At 70.7% G+C, this 18,901-nt stretch carries 13 protein-coding genes; 8 read left to right on the forward strand and 5 right to left on the reverse strand.

Going from position 1 to position 18,901, the window contains the following annotated elements; translation table 11 throughout:
- Positions 1-31: 31 nt before the first annotated feature.
- The 5 genes from BSL84_RS21735 to BSL84_RS21755 form a co-directional block, all read right to left on the reverse strand.
- Positions 32-2,125 carry a TPM domain-containing protein gene (locus tag BSL84_RS21735; RefSeq protein ID WP_420718788.1) on the reverse strand — a complete coding sequence of 698 codons (2,094 nt, stop codon included), beginning with the start codon at positions 2,123-2,125 and terminating at the stop codon, positions 32-34.
- 412 nt (positions 2,126-2,537) lie between these two features.
- Complete coding sequence (locus BSL84_RS21740) at positions 2,538-3,308, reverse strand: succinate dehydrogenase/fumarate reductase iron-sulfur subunit (protein ID WP_045322769.1); 771 nt, start codon at positions 3,306-3,308, stop codon at positions 2,538-2,540.
- Positions 3,305-5,221 (reverse strand): fumarate reductase/succinate dehydrogenase flavoprotein subunit, encoded by a 1,917-nt coding sequence (locus tag BSL84_RS21745; RefSeq protein ID WP_030031230.1) that lies wholly within the window; start codon positions 5,219-5,221, stop codon positions 3,305-3,307. Before BSL84_RS21745 ends, BSL84_RS21740 begins: the two co-directional genes overlap by 4 nt.
- Position 5,222: 1 nt before the next feature.
- Positions 5,223-6,047: a hypothetical protein gene (locus tag BSL84_RS21750; protein ID WP_075970957.1), complete on the reverse strand. Its 825-nt coding sequence runs from the start codon at positions 6,045-6,047 to the stop codon at positions 5,223-5,225.
- Between the two features lie 157 nt (positions 6,048-6,204).
- Entirely contained in the window at positions 6,205-6,450 is a 246-nt protein-coding gene (locus BSL84_RS21755; protein WP_075970958.1) for a hypothetical protein, read from the reverse strand.
- Between the two features lie 385 nt (positions 6,451-6,835).
- Between BSL84_RS21755 and BSL84_RS21760 the strand changes: the two genes are divergently transcribed.
- The 8 genes from BSL84_RS21760 (at position 6,836) to BSL84_RS21795 (ending at position 18,801) form a co-directional block, all read left to right on the forward strand.
- A complete protein-coding gene (locus tag BSL84_RS21760; protein WP_075970959.1) occupies positions 6,836-9,130 on the forward strand; it encodes an ABC transporter family substrate-binding protein in 2,295 nt (764 codons plus the stop codon).
- 334 nt (positions 9,131-9,464) lie between these two features.
- The gene (gene typA / locus BSL84_RS21765) at positions 9,465-11,369 is read left to right on the forward strand and encodes a translational GTPase TypA (protein WP_030037016.1); all 1,905 of its coding nucleotides are present in this window, start codon (positions 9,465-9,467) and stop codon (positions 11,367-11,369) included.
- A gap of 482 nt (positions 11,370-11,851) precedes the next feature.
- A complete protein-coding gene (locus BSL84_RS21770; RefSeq protein ID WP_234308467.1) occupies positions 11,852-13,507 on the forward strand; it encodes a peptide ABC transporter substrate-binding protein in 1,656 nt (551 codons plus the stop codon).
- 231 nt (positions 13,508-13,738) lie between these two features.
- On the forward strand, positions 13,739-14,632 hold the full coding sequence (locus BSL84_RS21775; RefSeq protein ID WP_234308468.1) for an ABC transporter permease: 894 nt from the start codon (positions 13,739-13,741) through the stop codon (positions 14,630-14,632).
- Positions 14,633-14,655: 23 nt separating this feature from the next.
- Positions 14,656-15,579: an ABC transporter permease gene (locus tag BSL84_RS21780; protein WP_045322774.1), complete on the forward strand. Its 924-nt coding sequence runs from the start codon at positions 14,656-14,658 to the stop codon at positions 15,577-15,579.
- 117 nt (positions 15,580-15,696) lie between these two features.
- Complete coding sequence (locus BSL84_RS21785) at positions 15,697-16,680, forward strand: ABC transporter ATP-binding protein (protein ID WP_376504744.1); 984 nt, start codon at positions 15,697-15,699, stop codon at positions 16,678-16,680.
- Positions 16,673-17,725, forward strand: coding sequence for an ABC transporter ATP-binding protein (locus tag BSL84_RS21790; RefSeq protein WP_045322775.1), 1,053 nt, complete (start codon positions 16,673-16,675; stop codon positions 17,723-17,725). Before BSL84_RS21785 ends, BSL84_RS21790 begins: the two co-directional genes overlap by 8 nt.
- 149 nt (positions 17,726-17,874) lie before the next feature.
- Positions 17,875-18,801, forward strand: coding sequence for a GNAT family N-acetyltransferase (locus tag BSL84_RS21795; RefSeq protein ID WP_030037001.1), 927 nt, complete (start codon positions 17,875-17,877; stop codon positions 18,799-18,801).
- The last annotated feature ends 100 nt before the right edge of the window (positions 18,802-18,901 follow it).

The following is an 18,901-nucleotide window of genomic DNA, read 5'->3' on the forward strand; positions in this document are numbered from 1 at the left end:
CTGTCCGGTGCGCGGCCGCGCCGCGGGCGGTTCAGAAGCGGCCGCCACCGCCCATGCGGCCCCGGGTGCCGCCGCCGCCGAAGGACCCCGGTCCCCCGCCCCCGCCGAAGCCTCCGCCGCCCCTGCCGCCGCCACCCCCGAAGCCGCCCCGCAGGATCTCGCCGAGGATGATCCCGCCGAGGACGGCGCCGCCCTGCCCGCCGCCGCGCCGGCCCGCGAACGGGTCCTGGTACGCCCGTACGTCCTGCTCCGCCAGCTGCTGCGCCTGCCGCGCCAGCGCGTCCGCCTGCTGGGCCTGCGCCAGCGCCTCCGACGGGTCGCGCTCCGCCAGCGCCGCCGCCCGCTCCAGCCGCCGGCCCGCCTCCGCCAGCCGTGTGCGGGCCTGGCTGCCCACCGCACCCCGGGTCGTGGTGATGTAGTCGGTCGCGGCGCCGGCCGCACTGCGCGCCGCCAGCATGGCCTGGTCGAGGAGGGCCGCCGCCCGCTGCCGGCCCGACTCCCGCTCCCGCACCCCGGCCAGGGCCTCGTCCAGTGCCGCGTCGGCCTCCTCCACCCGGCGCAGCACGTCGATCGGGTCGTACCGGCCGGCCGCCTCCTCCTGCCGTACGACGGCCAGTACCGACTCGGCGCGGCCGATGCGCCCGCGCAGGTCCGCCGTCGAGGCGCCCTCGGCGGTGCCGGTCAGCAGCCCGCGGGCGTCCGCGAGGTCGGCCTCCGTCTCCGTCAGCGCGCCCGGCAGCTTTCCGGCCGCCTCCGCCAGCTCCTGCGCCCGCCGCTCCACCGCGTCCATCAAGGTCGCCGCCTGACCCACCGCGCCCTCGGCGGACCGTACGTGCACCGCCGCCGTGCCGTTCTCGCCGGCGTCGACCGCCGCGTGCGCCAGCCCCAGGCTGGTCGCCGCGAACAGCAGCCGGTCCTTGGCCTGTTCGGGATTGGAGGAGACCGGCGCGGAGGCGGAGTCCGCGTACCGCCGGGCCAGCGCGGTCAGCGTCGCCTCGGCGGTGGTGGTGCGCCCGGTCAGCTCCAGGTAGCGCTCCTCGACGGCCGCCAAGGCCTGCGGGGCGTTCCGCTCCAGGTCCCGCAGCCGGTCGAAGTCCGCGGCCTGGGCGTCCAGCCGCCGGTTCGCCTCGGTGCAGCGGGCCACGATCTCGTCCAGCATCCGGCGCCGGGCGGCGTCGTCCTCCGGGTAGGCGTCGTCGAGCTGCTGGCGCAGCCGGAAGGCGCGCGTCAGCTCGCCCTCGGCGTACTCCACGGCCGCCGTGAAGGGAGCCGCCGCCTCCTCGCCGAACTCGGCGACGGCGAAGCCCAGTTCCTCCGCGCTGGTGCGGACCGCGTCGTCCGTCTCCACCAGCAGCGACTTCGCGCGGCCGTCCAGTTCCGGCAGCGGCAGGCGGTCGGGCGCCCCCTCGGGCCAGCCGGGCCCGGTCGTCGTCCCGCGCCCGCCGGCCGCCGCCTCCCCGCGCTTGCGGCGCCGGTACGCGTACACGCCCAGCGCCCCGGCCGCACCGACCGCGACCACCGGGAGCACGAAGTCCCCGGCGCCGCCGCCCTCGCTCCCGCCGCCGGGGTCGGGCGGGCCGGGCGTGATGGTCGGCGCCGGTACGGGCTGCCCGCCGAGGACCGCGTCGTAGCCGTTCGCCGCGCCGATCGCCGCGCCGGCCCAGTCGTTCTGCCGCAGGGGCGGCTCGATGGCGGTCCGCGCCACCTCGGCCAGCTGCGCCTCGGTGAAACCGGAGTCGACATCGGCCGAATAGGCGTACTGGCGGGCCCCGGTGGCCACCGCCAGCAGGACGTCGTCCCGGCCCAGGCCGTTGCGCTGCGCCGTGGCGTCCGCCCAGCTCTGGGCGGAGCGACCGGAGAAGTCCCGCACGTACGCCACGAAGAGCTGGATCCTCCGGTCGTCGTACAGCTCGTCGAGGGCGGCGGTGACGGCGGGCTCCCGGTCGCCGAGCGCGCCGACGAGGTCGGTGATCTGCCCCTGCTGCGACAGGGCGACGGGGTCCTCGGCGCGTGCGCTCGGAGCCTGGACGGCGCCCCAGCCGCCGAGCGCCAGCAGTCCGGCGGCCAGGGCGAGTCCGGCCCGTACGCGTGCTCTGCTGCGCGGCTCGATTCTCGGCGGGATCACATTTGGGAGGGTATGAGCCGTTCATCCTGCCCGCATCCGCAGCAACGCGCAGTGACCCCGTCCGGGAGCCGTCGTCGGCAGCCCACGAAGAAGATCATGGCCGCGGCCGTGCTCACCGTGGCCGCCCTCGCCCTCTTCGCCCCTCCGGGTGGCCTGCAGGGCCCGGGGGTCCTCGCCGAGGGCCCCCGGCAGCCCCCTGGGGGGTGTCCGGCGGATCAGGGCCGGGCCCGGGCTGTCCGCCCCTGATCTAGGGCCTGTATCGAGTTGCCCCGCGGCGTCGCGACGCCCGGCACGCACCCTCGGCGCACGAGCCGAATGTCCTGGTAGCGGAGCTACCAGGACATTCGGCTCGTGCGCCGAGGGCACGCACCGAACGCCGCTCCTTGCTCCACGGGGCAACTCGATACAGGCCCTAGCCCTTGCGGCGGCCGATCCTGCTGCCCAGCCACACCAGCGGGTCGTACTTGCGGTCCACCGCCCGCTCCTTCAGCGGGATCAGCGCGTTGTCGGTGATCCTGATGCCCTCGGGGCAGACCTCCGTACAGCACTTGGTGATGTTGCAGTAGCCGAGCCCGTGCTCCTCCTGCGCGGTCCGCCTGCGGTCGAGCCCCGCCTCCGCGGCCGCGTCCAGCGGGTGCATGTCCAGCTCCGCCACCCGCATCAGGAAGCGCGGACCGGCGAAGGCCGACTTGTTCTCCTCGTGGTCACGCACCACGTGACAGGTGTCCTGGCACAGGAAGCACTCGATGCACTTCCTGAACTCCTGCGAGCGTTCCACGTCGATCTGCTGCATCCGGTACGCGCCCGGCGCCACCCCCTCGGGCGGCACGAAGGCCGGCACCTCCCGTGCCTTCTCGTAGTTGAAGGACACGTCCGTGACCAGGTCCCGGACGACGGGGAAGGCGCGCAGCGGCGTGATCGTGATCGTCTCGGTCCGCTCGAAGGTCGACATGCGCGTCATGCACATCAGCCGGGGCCGGCCGTTGACCTCCGCGCTGCACGAGCCGCACTTGCCCGCCTTGCAGTTCCACCGCACCGCCAGGTCCGGGACCTGGGTGGCCTGCAGCCGGTGGACGATGTCCAGGACCACCTCGCCGTCGTGCACCTCGACGGTGAAGTCCCCGAGCGCCCCGCCCTCCGCGTCGCCCCGCCAGATCCGGAAGCTCGCCTCGTACGTGCTCATCCGTGCAGCTCCTCTTCGGCGAGGTACTTGACCAGCTCTTCCTTGTCGAACAGTGCGAGCAGGTCCGGGCGGATGGGGTCGGTGCGGGTCCGGACCAGCTCGATCCGGTCGGCCGCCGGGTCCGCCGGCGCGGGGTCCACGGGCCGGCACAGCAGGTTCACCGGGCGCCAGGCCCGCTCCATCGCCGGGCAGTCCTCGCGGGTGTGCCCGCCCCGGCTCTCCGTACGCTCCAGGGCCGCGCGGGCCACGCACTCGCTGACCAGCAGCATGTTCCGCAGGTCCAGGGCCAGGTGCCAGCCCGGGTTGAACTGCCGGTGGCCCTCGACACCGGCCCGGGAGGCCCGTACGCGCAGGGTCGCGAGCCGCTCCAGGGCCTCGGCCATCTCACCCTCCCGGCGGATGATGCCGACGAGGTCGTTCATGGTCGTCTGCAGCTCCTGGTGCAGCGTGTACGGGTTCTCCGCGCCGTCGGCGGCGTGGAACGGGGCCAGCGCCTCCGCCGCCGCCGCGTCGATCTCCGCCTGGGAGACGGCCGGGCGCCCCGCGGGTGAGGCCGCGTACTCGGCGGCGTGCAGCCCGGCCCGCCGTCCGAAGACCAGCAGGTCGGAGAGGGAGTTCCCGCCGAGCCGGTTCGAGCCGTGCATCCCGCCGGCGACCTCGCCCGCCGCGAACAGTCCGGGCACCCCGACGGTTGCCGCCGTCTCGGAGTCGACCGCGATCCCGCCCATCACGTAGTGGCAGGTCGGGCCGACCTCCATCGGCTCCGCCGTGATGTCCACGTCCGCCAGCTCCTTGAACTGGTGGTACATGGACGGCAGCCGCCGCCTGATCCGCTCGGCGGGCATCCGGGTGGACACGTCGAGGAAGACCCCGCCGTGCGGGGAGCCGCGGCCGGCCTTCACCTCGGAGTTGATGGCCCGCGCCACCTCGTCGCGGGGCAGCAGCTCGGGCGGGCGCCGGTTGTGGTCGGGGTCCTCGTACCAGCGGTCGCCCTCCTCCTCCGACTCCGCGTACTTCTCCTTGAACACCTCGGGGACGTAGTCGAACATGAACCGCCTGCCCTCGGAGTTGCGCAGCACCCCGCCGTCGCCGCGCACGGACTCGGTGACGAGGATCCCCTTCACCGACGGCGGCCAGACCATGCCGGTCGGGTGGAACTGCACGAACTCCATGTTGAGCAGGGGCGCACCCGCGAGGAGGGCCAGCGCGTGCCCGTCGCCGGTGTACTCCCAGGAGTTGGAGGTGGTCTTGAAGGACTTGCCGATGCCGCCCGTCGCCAGGACCACGGCCGGGGCCTCCAGCACGAAGAAGCGGCCGGACTCCCGCTCGTAGCAGAAGGCGCCCGAGACCGCCGGCCCGTCCTTGCGGCCGTGGTCCTTCAGGACGCGGGTGACCGTGCACTCCTGGAAGACCTTCAGCCGGGCCTCGTAGTCCCCGTACTCCCTGAAGTCCTCCTGCTGCAGTGCGACGATCTTCTGCTGGAGGGTGCGGATCAGCTCCAGGCCGGTGCGGTCGCCGACGTGCGCGAGGCGGGGGTACTCGTGTCCGCCGAAGTTGCGCTGGGAGATCTTCCCGTCGGGGGTGCGGTCGAAGAGCGCGCCCCAGGTCTCCAGCTCCCACACCCGGTCAGGGGCCTCCTTGGCGTGGAGCTCCGCCATCCGCCACTGGTTGAGGAACTTCCCTCCGCGCATGGTGTCGCGGAAGTGCACCTGCCAGTTGTCGCCGTCGTTGACGTTGCCCATGGAGGCGGCGATCCCGCCCTCCGCCATCACCGTATGGGCCTTGCCGAAGAGGGACTTGCAGATCACGGCCGTACGGGCGCCCCGCTCACGGGCCTCGATCGCGGCCCGCAGCCCCGCTCCGCCGGCGCCGACGACGACCACGTCCCACTGCTGCCGTTCCACTCGGGCCATGTCAGAAGATCCTCGGGTCGGTGAAGGCGCCGTTCGCCAGCAGGTAGACGTAGAAGTCGCACAGGGCCACGCTGACCAGGGAGGCCCAGGCGAGCTGCATGTGGCGGGAGTTGAGCCGGCTGACCCAGCCCCAGAGCCGGTAGCGGACCGGGTGCTTGGAGAAGTGCCGGAGCCGGCCGCCCATGATGTGGCGGCAGGAGTGGCAGGACAGCGTGTAGGCCCAGATGAGCACGATGTTGACCAGGAACAGCAGGGTCCCGAGGCCCATGTGGCCCCACGCGTAGTCCGCGTCGCGGAAGGTCAGCACCGTGTCGTAGGTGAGGATGCCGGCGACCGGGATCGCCGCGTAGAAGAAGTACCGGTGGGCGTTCTGGAGGATCAGCGGGAAACGGGTCTCACCGGTGTACCGGGTGTGCGGCTCGGCGACGGCGCAGGCGGGCGGTGAGGCCCAGAAGCCGCGGTAGTAGGCCTTGCGGTAGTAGTAGCAGGTCAGCCGGAAGCCGAGCGGGAAGACGAGGATCAGCAGGGCGGGGGACAGGCCCCACCAGCTGCCGAAGAGGTCCCAGTTGGGGCCGCCGCGCATCTGCGCGCAGTTCTCCGCGAGGCACGGGGAGTAGAAGGGCGAGACGTAGGGCGCCGCGTAGTAGTCGGCGCCTGCGAAGGCCCGCCAGGTCGAGTAGACGATGAAGGCGAGCAGCCCGGCCGCGGTGCCGGCGGGGGCGAGCCACCACCGGTCCGTCCGCAGGTGCCGGGCCGCGATCGCGGCGCGGGAGGCGTCGTGGACGCCGCCGGGCCGCTGCTGGGGTCGTTCCGTGCCTGTGGCCAAAGAGGACTCCGGTAGGAGTGATGAGGGGACGCTCCCGGCGGCGAGGCGGCCGGGGCCTGGGGCGCGGTGCGGGGTGGACGGCGTGCGGGCCGTGTACGGGCGGCGTCGGGACGCGTGGGATCGCGGCCCGCGAGAGGGGCTTGTCGACCAGGCCGGATCAGGGAGCGGCACGAGGCGTCGTGGGCCCGGCCTGGTCGGCAGGACACCCCCCGAGGCCCTCGTCGTCGGAGTCCGTCCACAGTGCGCTGTCGTAGGGGGTGTCCGGGACCGTCACCATCCGGGACGGGTCCGGCGCGTCCGGCGCGGGCCTGTGGCGCGCGGCCCGCTGTTCCAGCCGCTCGACCTTGCGCGTCAGCTCGTCCAGGTTGCGCCGTACTGCGGTCAGATCGTCGTGCAGGGACATGACTTGCCCTCACTTCCGCCAGGGTGCGGTGGCAACGCTCATGTGCGCCAGCGAGTGTCGCGCCTGGGGCCCCGGTTGTGAAGGGGACGTGCGGCGATTGCGGGCGCGCAGGCGCGAACCGTGCGCCCCTCCCCGTCGCCTCCTCCCGTCCCTCCCGCCGTCCCCTCCGCCCCTCCCGTCGCCTCCTCCCCCTCCCCGGGGAGCGTCCCCCGCCCGCAAGCGGGATTGGTCCGCACGGGTGGGGTTCGCGGCGTGGCGAGAGGCGGCTGCGGAGGGTGCGGAGCGCCGTCGATTTCAGTGGAGTCCGGCAACCGGTGTGATCAGCTCCATATACCGCCGAACGTGATCATGCTTCCCCCACGCCCCGCCCCCGGAGGTACCACCCATGTCCCAGAGAAGGCGCAGGTCCTTGGCGCTCCTGACCTCGGGAGTCCTCGCACTGCCGCTGCTCACGGGCTGCGGCGCGGGTGACGACGAGGGCGGCCCGGCCGCCGCGGGCCAGGACATCGCCGCGACCACCCGCGACAAGGTCGCGGACGGGGGTGTGCTGCGGTGGGCGGTGGACACCCTGCCCGACACCCTCAACGCCTTCCAGGCCGACGCGGACGCGACCACCAGCCGGATCGCGGGGGCCGTGCTGCCGCACCTGTTCGTGCTGGACGCCAAGGGGCGGCCCGTGGCCAACCCCGACTACCTGGAGAAGGCCGAGGTCATCGAGCGGGAGCCCAAGCAGGTCGTCCTGTACAAGCTGAACCAGCAGGCCGTGTGGAGCGACGGGCGGGAGATCGGCGCCCCCGACTTCGTGGCCCAGTGGCGGGCCCTCAACGGCAAGGACTCGGCGTACTGGACGGCGCGCAACGCCGGCTACGAGCGGATCGAGAAGATCGAGAGGGGCAAGACCGACCTGGAGGTCAGGGTCACCTTCGCCAAGCCGTACGCGGACTGGCGCTCACTGTTCTCCCCGCTCTACCCCAAGCAGGTCACCGGCACCCCGGACGCCTTCAACGAGGGCGCCCGCGGCACCCTGAAGGTCACCGCCGGCCCCTTCGCGCTCGGGGCGATCGACAAGAAGACGGGCACCGCCGCCCTCACGCGCAATCCGCGCTGGTGGGGCAGGCCGGCCAAGCTGGACTCGCTCGTCCTGACGGCGGTGCCGCGGGCCGAGCGCCCCGCGGCGCTGGCCGCCGGGAAGGTCGACCTGGCGGAGATCGACCGCGCCGGTGCCGACCGCATCGCACTGGCCCGCCGGGACGCCGCCGGCAAGGGCGGCGCGGGCGCGGGCGGGGCCCCGGCGCACGGCCCGGCCGCCGAGCTGACCCCGGCGCAGGCCACGCTGTCCTGGGCGAACGCCTTCGGCACGGACGAGGAGAAGGCGGAGCAGGAGAAGGAGGCGCGTGCCAAGCACACCGAGTCGGTGAAGCGGTACGCGGACGAGCAGGCGGCTCTGCGCCGCTTCACCGTCCGCAAGTCCCTGGAGCCCGCCTACACGCAGCTCGCCATGAACGGGGCGTCCGGCCCGCTGGCCGACGAGCGGGTACGCCGGGCCGTGGCCCGCGCACTGGACCGCCAGGCGCTGGCCGACCTCGTACTGAAGCCGCTCGGCCTGCCCGCGAAGCCGGTCGGCAGCCATGTGGCCCTGGCCGGGCAGCAGGCGTACGCCGACAACAGCGACGCCCTCGGCGGTCAGGACGCCAAGGCGGCCCAGGCCCTCCTCGCCGACGCGGGCTGGCGCCGGGGCGGCAAGCTCACCGAGCCGGCCGGGGCGAAGGCCGGGCCGGAGAGCACCCCGCAGGACGACGGCAAGACCCCCGCGGGCCCGGGCACCGGCAACGACGGCCTGTACATCGTGGGAGAGGACGACGCGGCCAACGGCGACACCGCCTCCGACACCCGTGCCGCCGGCGCCGCCGCCGCGGACGGCGGCCACGACCGCGTCTCCCCGGTCCTGGCGCCCGCGCCCTTCGGGGCGCAGCAGAAGGCCTCCCTCCTCGCGCAGGCGGCCAGGGTCCGGACCGTCGACGACGCCAAGCGCGGCCCCCTCCTGGACGGCGACACGGCCGACGACCCCGCCAAGGGGTCCCCGGCCCCCGCCAAGCAGGCCACCCGTACCTCGGGCAGCATGCTCGCCAAGGACGGCAAGGCGCTCACCCTGCGCTTCGTCCTCCCCGCCGGACCCGGCTCGGAGCCCCTGCGCACCGTCGGCGAGCGGATCTCCCAGATGCTCCGCAAGCTCGGGGTGAACACCGAGATCACCAAGGTGGCCGACGACAGCTTCTTCAAGGACCACATCGCCTCGGGCCAGTACGACCTGGCGCTGTACTCCTGGCCGGCGACGGCCTTCCCCGCCACCGACGCCCGGCCGATCTTCGCCAAGCCGGAGCCCGCGGCGGACGGGTCGCTCCTGGTCGAGCAGAACTACACGCGGGTCGGCACCGACCACATCGACCAGCTGTTCGACCAGGCGGTCGGGGAGCTGGACGAGGCCCAGTCCCGCGAGCTGGTGCGCAAGGCCGACGCACGGATCTGGGCGGCGGCCGGCTCCATCCCGCTCTTCCAGCGCCCGGAGCTGGTGGCGGTCAAGCCCAGCCTCGTCAACGCCGGCGCCTTCGGCCTCGGCTCCCCCCGCTACCAGGACATCGGCTGGAAGAAGGCGCCGAAGGCCAAGGAGAAGAAGAAGTAGGCCGGCCGGCGATGTGGTGACAAAGGGGTGCCTGTCAGGTCGCCCCGCGGCTCACAAGCTCAGATGTGACTCAAGTCCCTTGCCCGCCGGAACTCCGGCGGGCAAGGTCGTGGATACCCGTTGACCCGCATGAATTCCCGCAGGAACGGCGGCCCGGGCACCCCACCTCGCGCTCGGCCGCGCTCATTCCTCCGGCCTCTTGACAGACCCCCCGGCAGGCGCTTCCCGCCAATCGACGTACCATGGGGTAAGGCCGTGGCAGGTTTTCGCCCGGTCGAGGCGCGCGTGCCAGGCCGTACGTGACGCCATCCACGATCCCGGGAGAAGCGCCGAAGTGCCCACGCGCCACGACATCCGTAACGTCGCCATCGTCGCCCACGTCGACCATGGCAAGACGACCATCGTCGACGCCATGCTCAAGCAGGCCGGTGCCTTCGCCGCCCACCAGCAGCTCGACGACCGCATGATGGACTCGAACGACCTGGAGCGTGAGAAGGGCATCACGATCCTCGCCAAGAACACGGCGGTGAAGTATCACCCCAAGGACGGCGGGGCCCCGATCACGATCAACATCATCGACACCCCCGGCCACGCCGACTTCGGTGGCGAGGTCGAGCGCGGCCTGTCGATGGTCGACGCCGTCGTCCTGCTGGTGGACGCCTCCGAGGGTCCGCTGCCCCAGACCCGCTTCGTGCTCCGCAAGGCGCTCCAGCAGCGCAAGCCGGTCATCCTCTGCATCAACAAGACGGACCGCCCGGACTCCCGGATCGACGAGGTCGTCAACGAGACCTACGACCTGTTCCTGGACCTGGACGCCGACGAGGACCAGATCGAGTTCCCGATCGTCTACGCCTGCGGCCGTGACGGCGTCGCCTCGCTGACCAAGCCGGAGGACGGCACCGTCCCCGCCGACAGCGAGAACCTGGAGCCGTTCTTCTCCACCATCCTGGAGCACGTCCCGGCCCCGGTGTACGACGAGGAGGCCCCCCTCCAGGCGCACGTCACCAACCTCGACGCCGACAACTTCCTCGGCCGTATCGCGCTGCTGCGCGTCGAGCAGGGCGAGCTGCGCAAGGGCCAGACCGTCGCTTGGATCAAGCGTGACGGCAGCATCTCCAACGTCCGCATCACCGAGCTGATGATGACCGAGGCGCTGACCCGCAAGCCGGCCGAGGTCGCCGGCCCCGGTGACATCTGCGCCGTCGCGGGTATCCCCGAGATCATGATCGGTGAGACCCTGGCCGACCCGGAGAACCCGATCGCGCTGCCGCTGATCACGGTGGACGAGCCGGCCATCTCCATGGTCATCGGCACCAACACCTCCCCGATGGTCGGCCGCGGCGGCTCCGGCAAGGGCGCGGACGCCAAGGCCGCGGTCAAGGACCGCAAGGTCACCGCCCGTCAGGTCAAGGACCGCCTGGACCGCGAGCTGATCGGCAACGTCTCGCTGCGCGTCCTCGACACCGAGCGTCCCGACGCCTGGGAGGTCCAGGGCCGCGGTGAGCTCGCGCTGGCGATCCTCGTCGAGCAGATGCGCCGCGAGGGCTTCGAGCTGACCATCGGCAAGCCGCAGGTCGTCACCCGCGAGATCGACGGCAAGGTGCACGAGCCGGTCGAGCGCATGACGATCGACGTGCCCGAGGAGCACATGGGCGCGGTCACTCAGCTCATGGGCGTCCGCAAGGGCCGCATGGACAACATGTCGAACCACGGCTCCGGCTGGGTGCGCATGGAGTTCGTCGTCCCGTCGCGCGGCCTGATCGGCTTCCGTACGGAGTTCCTGACCCAGACCCGCGGCACCGGCATCGGCCACTCGATCCACGAGGGCCACGAGCCGTGGTTCGGCCAGCTGGTCACCCGTAACAACGGCTCCCTGGTCGCCGACCGCGCCGGTGCGGTCACCGCGTTCGCGATGACCAACCTCCAGGAGCGCGGCGTGCTGTTCACCGACCCGGGCACCGAGGTGTACGAGGGCATGATCGTCGGCGAGAACTCGCGCGCCGACGACATGGACGTGAACATCACCAAGGAGAAGAAGCTCACCAACATGCGCTCCTCCTCGGCCGACACGTTCGAGGCGATCGTCCCGCCGCGCAAGCTCTCCCTGGAGCAGTCCCTGGAGTTCTGCCGCGACGACGAGTGCGTCGAGGTGACCCCGGAGGCGGTCCGCATCCGCAAGGTCGTCCTGGACCAGAAGGAGCGCTCGCGCACCGCGTCGCGCGCCAAGTCCGCCAAGTAGCAAGCGCATTCGGGCCGTCGCTCCGGGTTCGCCCGGGCGGCGGCCTCGGCGGTCGCAGGCGGTCGCAGTCGGCCGCACCGGCGTGGTAGAACAGCAGCCCCTTCCCTCACGGACTCCGTGCGGGGTAGGGGCTGTTCGCTTTTGTCAAGCGGATTTTTGCGTTCAGGTGTCCGCATACCGACCGTGACACTCCGGATGATGAGCTAACCGTCCGTTTCGCACGTGTCTGTCTCCTATCCGTTTGTCCGGATTTCGGGTTTCTGCCGCGGATCGATGTTGTGAAAACGAGACCACATAAGTGTGGTTTACGGCCTGGCGGTCCCTGAGGATGGCTCCATTGAGCTCGGGTCAATGGGTCACGCGATGTGGGGATCGCGCCGACTCACGAGCACACTATGGGCAGGAAACCACTCGCCGTCAGGGGTGTCGGCGAGGTTTTCATGCCCCTCAAGTCGATCAGTGGACTCATGAGGAGGAAACCCATGCGCGGTGCCAAGAGCGCCAAGTGGGTCGTGGGCGCGGTTGTCGTCGCCCTGGCCGCTACCGCCTGTGGCGGCGGTGACGGTGACAGCAAGGACAAGGGCAACGCTGCCGGCGGCGGCACGTTCCGCCTGGGCAGCACGGAGCCGGACACCATCGACCCGGGGCGTGCCCACGAGTCCACGGGCATCCTGCTGTCCAACGCCCTGTTCACGGGCCTGTACTCGAACACGCCGGACGGCCTGGCCGAGCCCGCGCTGGCCGAGTCGGCGAGCTCGGACGAGGGCTGCACCTCCTGGACCTTCAAGGTCAAGGCGGACACCAAGTTCTCCAACGGCGAGGTTGTCGACGCCGAGGCGTTCGCCCGCGGTTGGGCGCGTTCCGCGCACAAGGCCGCCGCGTCCGACGTGGCGTACCACTTCGCCGGCATCAAGGGTTACGAGGAGCTGCAGAGCGGCTCCGCCAAGACCTTCTCCGGTGTCACCACCCCGGACCCGCACACCATCAAGGTCGACCTGGCCAAGGCCGACTGCGAGTTCGTGCTGAAGACGGCGCACACCGCCTACAGCCCGGTCCCGAAGGTCGCCAAGGTCGGCGAAGAGGACAAGGCGTTCGGCGAGGCCCCCGTCGGCAACGGTCCGTTCAAGATGGACGGCAGCTGGGAGCACAACAAGGCCATCAACCTCGTCCGCAACGACGACTACGGCCTGGAGAAGGCGAAGCTGGACAAGGTCCAGGTCACCCTCCTCAACGACAAGACCGCGCACCAGCTTGAGTACGACGGCTTCCAGGCCGGCACCTTCGACTACGCGCACATCCCCGTGCCGATGCTGAAGACGGCCGAGGCCAAGTTCAAGCCGCAGAACAAGTGGTTCGCCAAGGACACCAACGGCATGAACTGGGTTCTGCCGATCGGTGACAACGGCCCGACCAACAACAAGGACGCCCGTCTGGCGATCTCCTACGCGATCGACCGCCAGGCCATCGCCAAGGGTGTCTTCCAGGGCTTCCAGACCCCGTCGACGACCATCGTGCCGCCGGCGTTCCCGAAGGCGTACCAGAAGGACCTCTGCACCTCCTGCGTCAAGCAGGACGTCGCCAAGGCCAAGGAGCACGCCGAGAAGGGCGGCCTGAAGCCGGGCACGGAGATCAAGTTCTCCTTCAACACCGGTGCGGGCCACGAAGAGTGGGTCCAGGCCGTCGCGCGTCAGCTTGAGGACGTCCTCGGCCTGAAGGTCAAGCTGGACGGCAAGGACTTCCCGGGTCTGCTCAAGGAGCAGCAGGGCAGCCAGGCCACCGGCCTCTACCGCTTCGCGTGGGGTGCGGACTACCCGACCCCGGAGAACTTCCTGTTCCCGCTGCTGCACTCGGCCTCGATGAACAAGGACGCCGAGGGCAACGTGGTCGGTGACAACCGCGCCCGTTACAACAACCCCGAGTTCGACAAGCTGATCGACACGGCCCGCGCCACCAAGGACGAGGCCGCGCGTACCGCGATGTACAAGCAGGCCGAGAAGATGGCCATGGACGACATGGCCCTCATCCCGACCTTCAACCGTTCCCAGTTCCGCCTGATGGCGACCGACAAGTTCAACGGTCTGGACGACATCAACTTCAACGAGGACCCGATCCTCGAGAAGATCTCGCTCAAGAAGTAATCGGTTCGGACGGTATATCCGTCAGGAGCGAACGTGCCGCGGCCCCCGGGTGACCGGTGGGCCGCGGCCCCGCTCGGCAGGCCGTTTTCACTTCGGCACCCCTCACATCCGCGGGCAATCCCCGCTGGCCGAGAGCCGGCCCGCTCCTTGGGCCGGAGGCCGCTGCTCCCAGAAGCGGCCAGGTAGAGAGGCACAAACATGGGAAGGTACGTCGCCCGTCGCCTCGGGCAGATGGTCATAGTCCTCATCGGCGCGACCATGGTTCTGTTCGCTTGTCTGTTCGTTCTCCCCGGTGACCCCGTGGGTTCGATCGCGGGCAGCGACAAGGCACGCGACCCAGCGGTGGTCGCGGAGCTCAAGGCGCGGTACGGGCTCGACAAGTCGCTGCCCGAGCAGTATGTGAACTACGTGTCCAAGGTCGCGACCGGAGACCTCGGCGAGGACTTCATCCAGCGCCGCGAGGTGTCCGACATCCTCGGCCCCAAGCTGCAGAACACCGCGAAGCTGGCCCTCCTGGCCATCGTCCTCGTCACGGTGTTCGGTATGGGGGTAGGCATCATCGCCGCCCTGTACAGATACAGCATTCTGGACATGGCCACGACATTCTTTACGACCATGATGGTCGGGTTCCCGACGTTCGTGATCGGCATGCTGCTCATGAAGTGGTTTGCGGTCGAGCTCCAGTGGTTCCCGCAGCTCGGCGGCGACAAGCTCGAAGGCATGGTCCTCCCCGCGGTCACCCTCGCCATCACCGACATCGCGTTCGTCGCCCGCCTGACCCGCGGCACGATGCTGGAGGTGCTGCGAGCCGACTACGTGAAGACCGCCGTGGCCAAGGGACTCCCGCGCCGCCGCGTGCTCTTCAAGCACGTGCTGCGCAACTCGTCCATCCCGGTTGTCACTTACCTGGGCATCTCGTTCGGCGCACTTCTCGGTGGCGCGCTCATCACCGAGGCGATCTTCAACTGGGACGGTGTCGGTCTGGCACTGGTTCAGGCGATCCAGCAGCAGAACAACCCGATCGTGATCGGCGTGGTGACCTACAGCGTCGCCATCTTCGTCGTCCTCAGCCTCATCGTGGACCTGCTGTACGCGGCCCTCGACCCGCGTATCCGCCTCAGCTGACCGCCCCCAAGGAGGATTTCCTCATGTCTGAGCTCGTCAAGAGCCCGGCGATCGGGGACGAGAGCCCCGTGCCGGCCACCCCGGCCGCCCCTGAAGCAACCCCCAAGCAGCTCACCCAGTGGGGTGAGATCCGCCACCGCTTCGTCCAGAACAAGCTGGCCGTCGTCGGTCTCGTGATCATCTGCCTGCTGTTCCTGACCGCGATCTTCGGCGACATGTTCGCGCCGTTCGATCCGGGCGCGCAGGACCTGGAGAACACCCTCGCGTCGCCCAACAGCACGCACTGGCTGGGCACCGACGCCCTGGGCCGCGACATGTTCTCGCGCCTCATAGCCGGTACCCGCGTGGCCATGTTCGTCGGCCTCGCCTCGATCTTCTTCGCCGTGCTGATCGGTGTCGCCCTCGGCGCCATCGCCGGTTACTTCGCCGGCTTCGCCGACACCCTCGTCATGCGCATCGCGGACGTCTTCCTGGCGTTCCCGCTGATGATCGGTGCCGTCGTCATCATCCTGGTCACCGGCCGCGGCATCACCCCGGTGATCATCTCGCTCGCCGTGTTCTCGTGGGCGACCGTCTCCCGACTGCTGCGCAGCTCGATCCTGTCGGTGCGCGAGATGGACTACGTCCACGCGGCCAAGGCGCTCGGCGCCGGCGGCTGGCGGATCGTCCGCACGCACATCCTGCCCAACTCGCTGACCCCGGTCCTGGTGTACGCGACGTTCAACGTCGGCACCTCGATCATCGGCGTCGCGGCCCTCTCCTTCCTCGGCGCCGGTGTCCCGGTCGACGTCCCGGAGTGGGGCAACATGCTGGCGGCCGGTCAGGCCTTCATCGGCGTCCACGACTACCTGTGGCTGTACCCCAGCCTCTTCGTCGTCGTCACCGTGCTCGGCTTCGCCTTCGTCGGCGACGGCCTGCGCGACGCGCTCGACCCGAAGCTGCGGTAGGGCCGCCCGATGCTCCGAGACAACATCAGCAAGCAGGACGAAGGTGGCGGCGTGACGACGTCGGAGATTCTCAGCGTTGCGGAGACGGGCGGCGGGTCCGGCGCACCGCTGCTGGAGGTGGACAACCTCCAGGTCGAGTTCAAGACCCGTGACGGTGTCGCCAAGGCCGTCAACGGCGTGAGCTACAGCGTCAGAGCCGGCGAGACCCTCGCCGTCCTCGGCGAGTCCGGCTCCGGCAAGTCCGTGACCGCCCAGGCGATCATGGGCATCCTCGACAGCCCGCCCGGACGCGTCTCCGGCGGCGAGGTGCGCTTCCACGGCAAGGACATCCTCAAGATGTCCGACGAGGAGCGCCGCAAGCTCCGCGGCGACAAGATGGCGATGATCTTCCAGGACGCGCTGTCCTCGCTGAACCCGGTCTACTCGGTGGGCGACCAGCTCGGCGAGATGTTCCGGGTGCACCGCGGCATGTCCAAGAAGGACGCCAAGGTCAAGGCCGTCGAGCTCATGGACCGCGTGAAGATCCCCGCCGCCAAGGCGCGCGTGGGGGACTACCCGCACCAGTTCTCCGGCGGTATGCGCCAGCGCATCATGATCGCCATGGCGCTGGCCCTGGAGCCGGACCTGATCATCGCCGACGAGCCCACCACGGCTCTCGACGTGACCGTTCAGGCCCAGGTCATGGACCTGCTCGCGGAACTCCAGCGCGAGATGAACATGGGCCTGATCCTGATCACCCACGACCTCGGCGTCGTCGCCGACGTCGCGGACAAGATCGCGGTGATGTACGCGGGCCGGATTGTCGAGACCGCTCCGGTCCACGAGATCTACAAGTCGCCCGCGCACCCGTACACCCGCGGCCTGCTGGACTCGATCCCGCGCCTGGACCAGAAGGGCCAGGAGCTCTACGCGATCAAGGGCCTGCCGCCCAACCTGCTCCGCATCCCCTCGGGCTGTGCCTTCAGCCCCCGATGCCCCAAGGCGCAGGACATCTGCCGTACGGAGATCCCGGTCCTGCACCCGGTCACCGCGCAGGACGGCACCGAACTGCCCGGCCGCGGCAGCGCGTGCCACTTCTGGAAGGACCAGATCCATGGCTGAGCTCAGCAAGACGACCACCGAGCGCGAGCCGATCCTCCAGGTACGCAACCTGGTCAAGCACTTCCCGCTGACCCAGGGCATCCTGTTCAAGAAGCAGGTCGGCGCCGTCAAGGCCGTCGACGGCGTGTCGTTCGACCTGTACCAGGGCGAGACCCTCGGCATCGTGGGCGAGTCCGGCTGCGGCAAGTCCACGGTCGCCAAGCTCCTGATGAACCTGGAGCGGGCCACCGCCGGCGAGGTCTTCTACAAGGGCCAGGACATCACCAAGCTGTCCGGCCGCGCGCTGAAGGCCGTGCGCCGCAACATCCAGATGGTGTTCCAGGACCCGTACACCTCGCTGAACCCGCGCATGACGGTCGGCGACATCATCGGGGAGACCTTCGAGATCCACCCCGAGGTGGCCCCGAAGGGCGACCGGCGCCGCAAGGTCCAGGAGCTCCTGGACGTCGTGGGCCTGAACCCGGAGTACATCAACCGCTACCCGCACCAGTTCTCCGGCGGCCAGCGCCAGCGCATCGGCATCGCCCGCGGCCTCGCGCTCAACCCGGAGATCATCATCTGCGACGAGCCGGTCTCCGCGCTCGACGTGTCGGTGCAGGCGCAGGTCATCAACCTGATGGAGAAGCTGCAGGACGAGTTCAACCTGTCCTACATCTTCATCGCGCACGACCTCTCGATCGTCCGGCACATCTCGGACCGTGTCGGCGTCATGTACCTCGGCAAGATGGCCGAGATCGGCACCGACGCCGAGATCTACGAGCACCCGACGCACCCGTACACCCAGGCGCTTCTCTCGGCCGTCCCGGTCCCCGACCCGGCCGCCCGCGAGGGCCGCGAGCGCATCATCCTCACCGGAGACGTCCCGTCCCCGGCCAACCCGCCGTCGGGCTGCCGCTTCCGCACCCGCTGCTGGAAGGCCCAGGACAAGTGCTCCACCGAGGAGCCGCTGCTGGCGGTCCCGGAGCGCTTCAAGGGCCAGGACTCCCCGGCCGCGCACAACTCGGCGTGCCACTTCGCCGAGGAGAAGGCCATCCTGGCCGTCTGACCGTGTGACGTACGGGCTCTGCCCGACGGCCGGTCCCCGGTGCCCCACGGCGCCGGGGACCGGCCGTTCGCGTATACGGCGAGGTGCCCGCCCGGCCCCCCCGCGGAAACCGGTTGCGGCCCCGGCGCCGCGGGCCGGAGAGTGGCCCGATGACCATCACCGTACGACCCGCCGGTCCCGGGGACGCCACCGACATCTGCGCCCTGCTCAACGCCGTGGACATGATCGAGATCGGCCGGCCCGAGACCGACCTGGCCACCGTGGAGGCCGACCTCAACGCCCCCGACGTGGACCTGGCCACCGACTCCTGGCTCGCCTTCGAAGACGGCAGGCTCCTGGCCTACGCCCTGGTCTGGGCGGACTCCGGACCCGGCCGGGTCGACGGCGACCACTACGTCCTGCCCGGCCACCACGAGGCCGCGACGCTGCTGCTGGAACGCATGGAGGCCCGCGCCCGCGAGATCACCGGCGCGGCGGGCACCCTGAAGATCCAGCTCAACGTGAAGCCCACCATCGACCTCGGCCTCCTCGCGGACCGCGGCTACCGCACCGTCCGCCGCTACCAGGTCATGACCCGCCCGCTGTCCGCGGCGGCCGACCCCGCTCCCACCCCGCCCGCCGGACTCGTCCTGCGCCACTGCGGCGACGACGAGGCCGACCGCCACCGGGCCCACGCCCTGGTCGAGGAGACCTTCGCCGCCCACTTCGGCCATGTGGACCGTCCCTACGAGACCTGGCTGGACCACATCGAGGGCCGCGCGCTCGACTGGTCGCTGGTCTGGATAGCCAGCCTGCCCGGCGAGGGCGACGTGGCCGTACTGCTCACCCGGGACGACCGTACGAGCATGGCCTGGATCAGCCACATAGGCGTACGCCAGGACGTGCGCGGCCGGGGTGTCGGCGGCTTCCTGCTGCGCCACGGGTTCGCCGCCTACGCGGCGCGCGGCCGCGACACCATCGGCCTCGGCGTGGACACCCTCAACGCCACCGGCGCACTCGCGCTCTACGAGGCGCACGGCATGGCCCTGCACTACGGCGTGGACGCCTGGGAGCTGGCTTTGCACCCCCAGGGGTGACAGGGGCGCAACGCGCGGGTGCAATCGGTCCAACCCTGCGTGTGGGGGACCGCGCATAGGGTGACATTGGCCCCTAAGTGAGTCTTGGGAGCCATAGGAG

Source organism: Streptomyces sp. TN58 (genome assembly GCF_001941845.1).
In the GTDB taxonomy this organism is placed as follows: Bacteria; Actinomycetota; Actinomycetes; order Streptomycetales; family Streptomycetaceae; genus Streptomyces.

Excerpts from the sequence above, each read along its gene's own strand:
- BSL84_RS21745 (WP_030031230.1), bottom strand. The coding sequence starts at position 5,221 with ATGGCCCGAGTGGAACGGCAGCAGTGGGACGTGGTCGTCGTCGGCGCC.
- BSL84_RS21775 (WP_234308468.1), top strand. The coding sequence starts at position 13,739 with ATGGTCATAGTCCTCATCGGCGCGACCATGGTTCTGTTCGCTTGTCTG.
- BSL84_RS21770 (WP_234308467.1), top strand. The coding sequence starts at position 11,852 with ATGCGCGGTGCCAAGAGCGCCAAGTGGGTCGTGGGCGCGGTTGTCGTC.
- BSL84_RS21795 (WP_030037001.1), top strand. The coding sequence starts at position 17,875 with ATGACCATCACCGTACGACCCGCCGGTCCCGGGGACGCCACCGACATC.
- BSL84_RS21780 (WP_045322774.1), top strand. The coding sequence starts at position 14,656 with ATGTCTGAGCTCGTCAAGAGCCCGGCGATCGGGGACGAGAGCCCCGTG.
- BSL84_RS21740 (WP_045322769.1), bottom strand. The coding sequence starts at position 3,308 with ATGAGCACGTACGAGGCGAGCTTCCGGATCTGGCGGGGCGACGCGGAG.
- BSL84_RS21755 (WP_075970958.1), bottom strand. The coding sequence starts at position 6,450 with ATGTCCCTGCACGACGATCTGACCGCAGTACGGCGCAACCTGGACGAG.
- BSL84_RS21760 (WP_075970959.1), top strand. The coding sequence starts at position 6,836 with ATGTCCCAGAGAAGGCGCAGGTCCTTGGCGCTCCTGACCTCGGGAGTC.
- BSL84_RS21790 (WP_045322775.1), top strand. The coding sequence starts at position 16,673 with ATGGCTGAGCTCAGCAAGACGACCACCGAGCGCGAGCCGATCCTCCAG.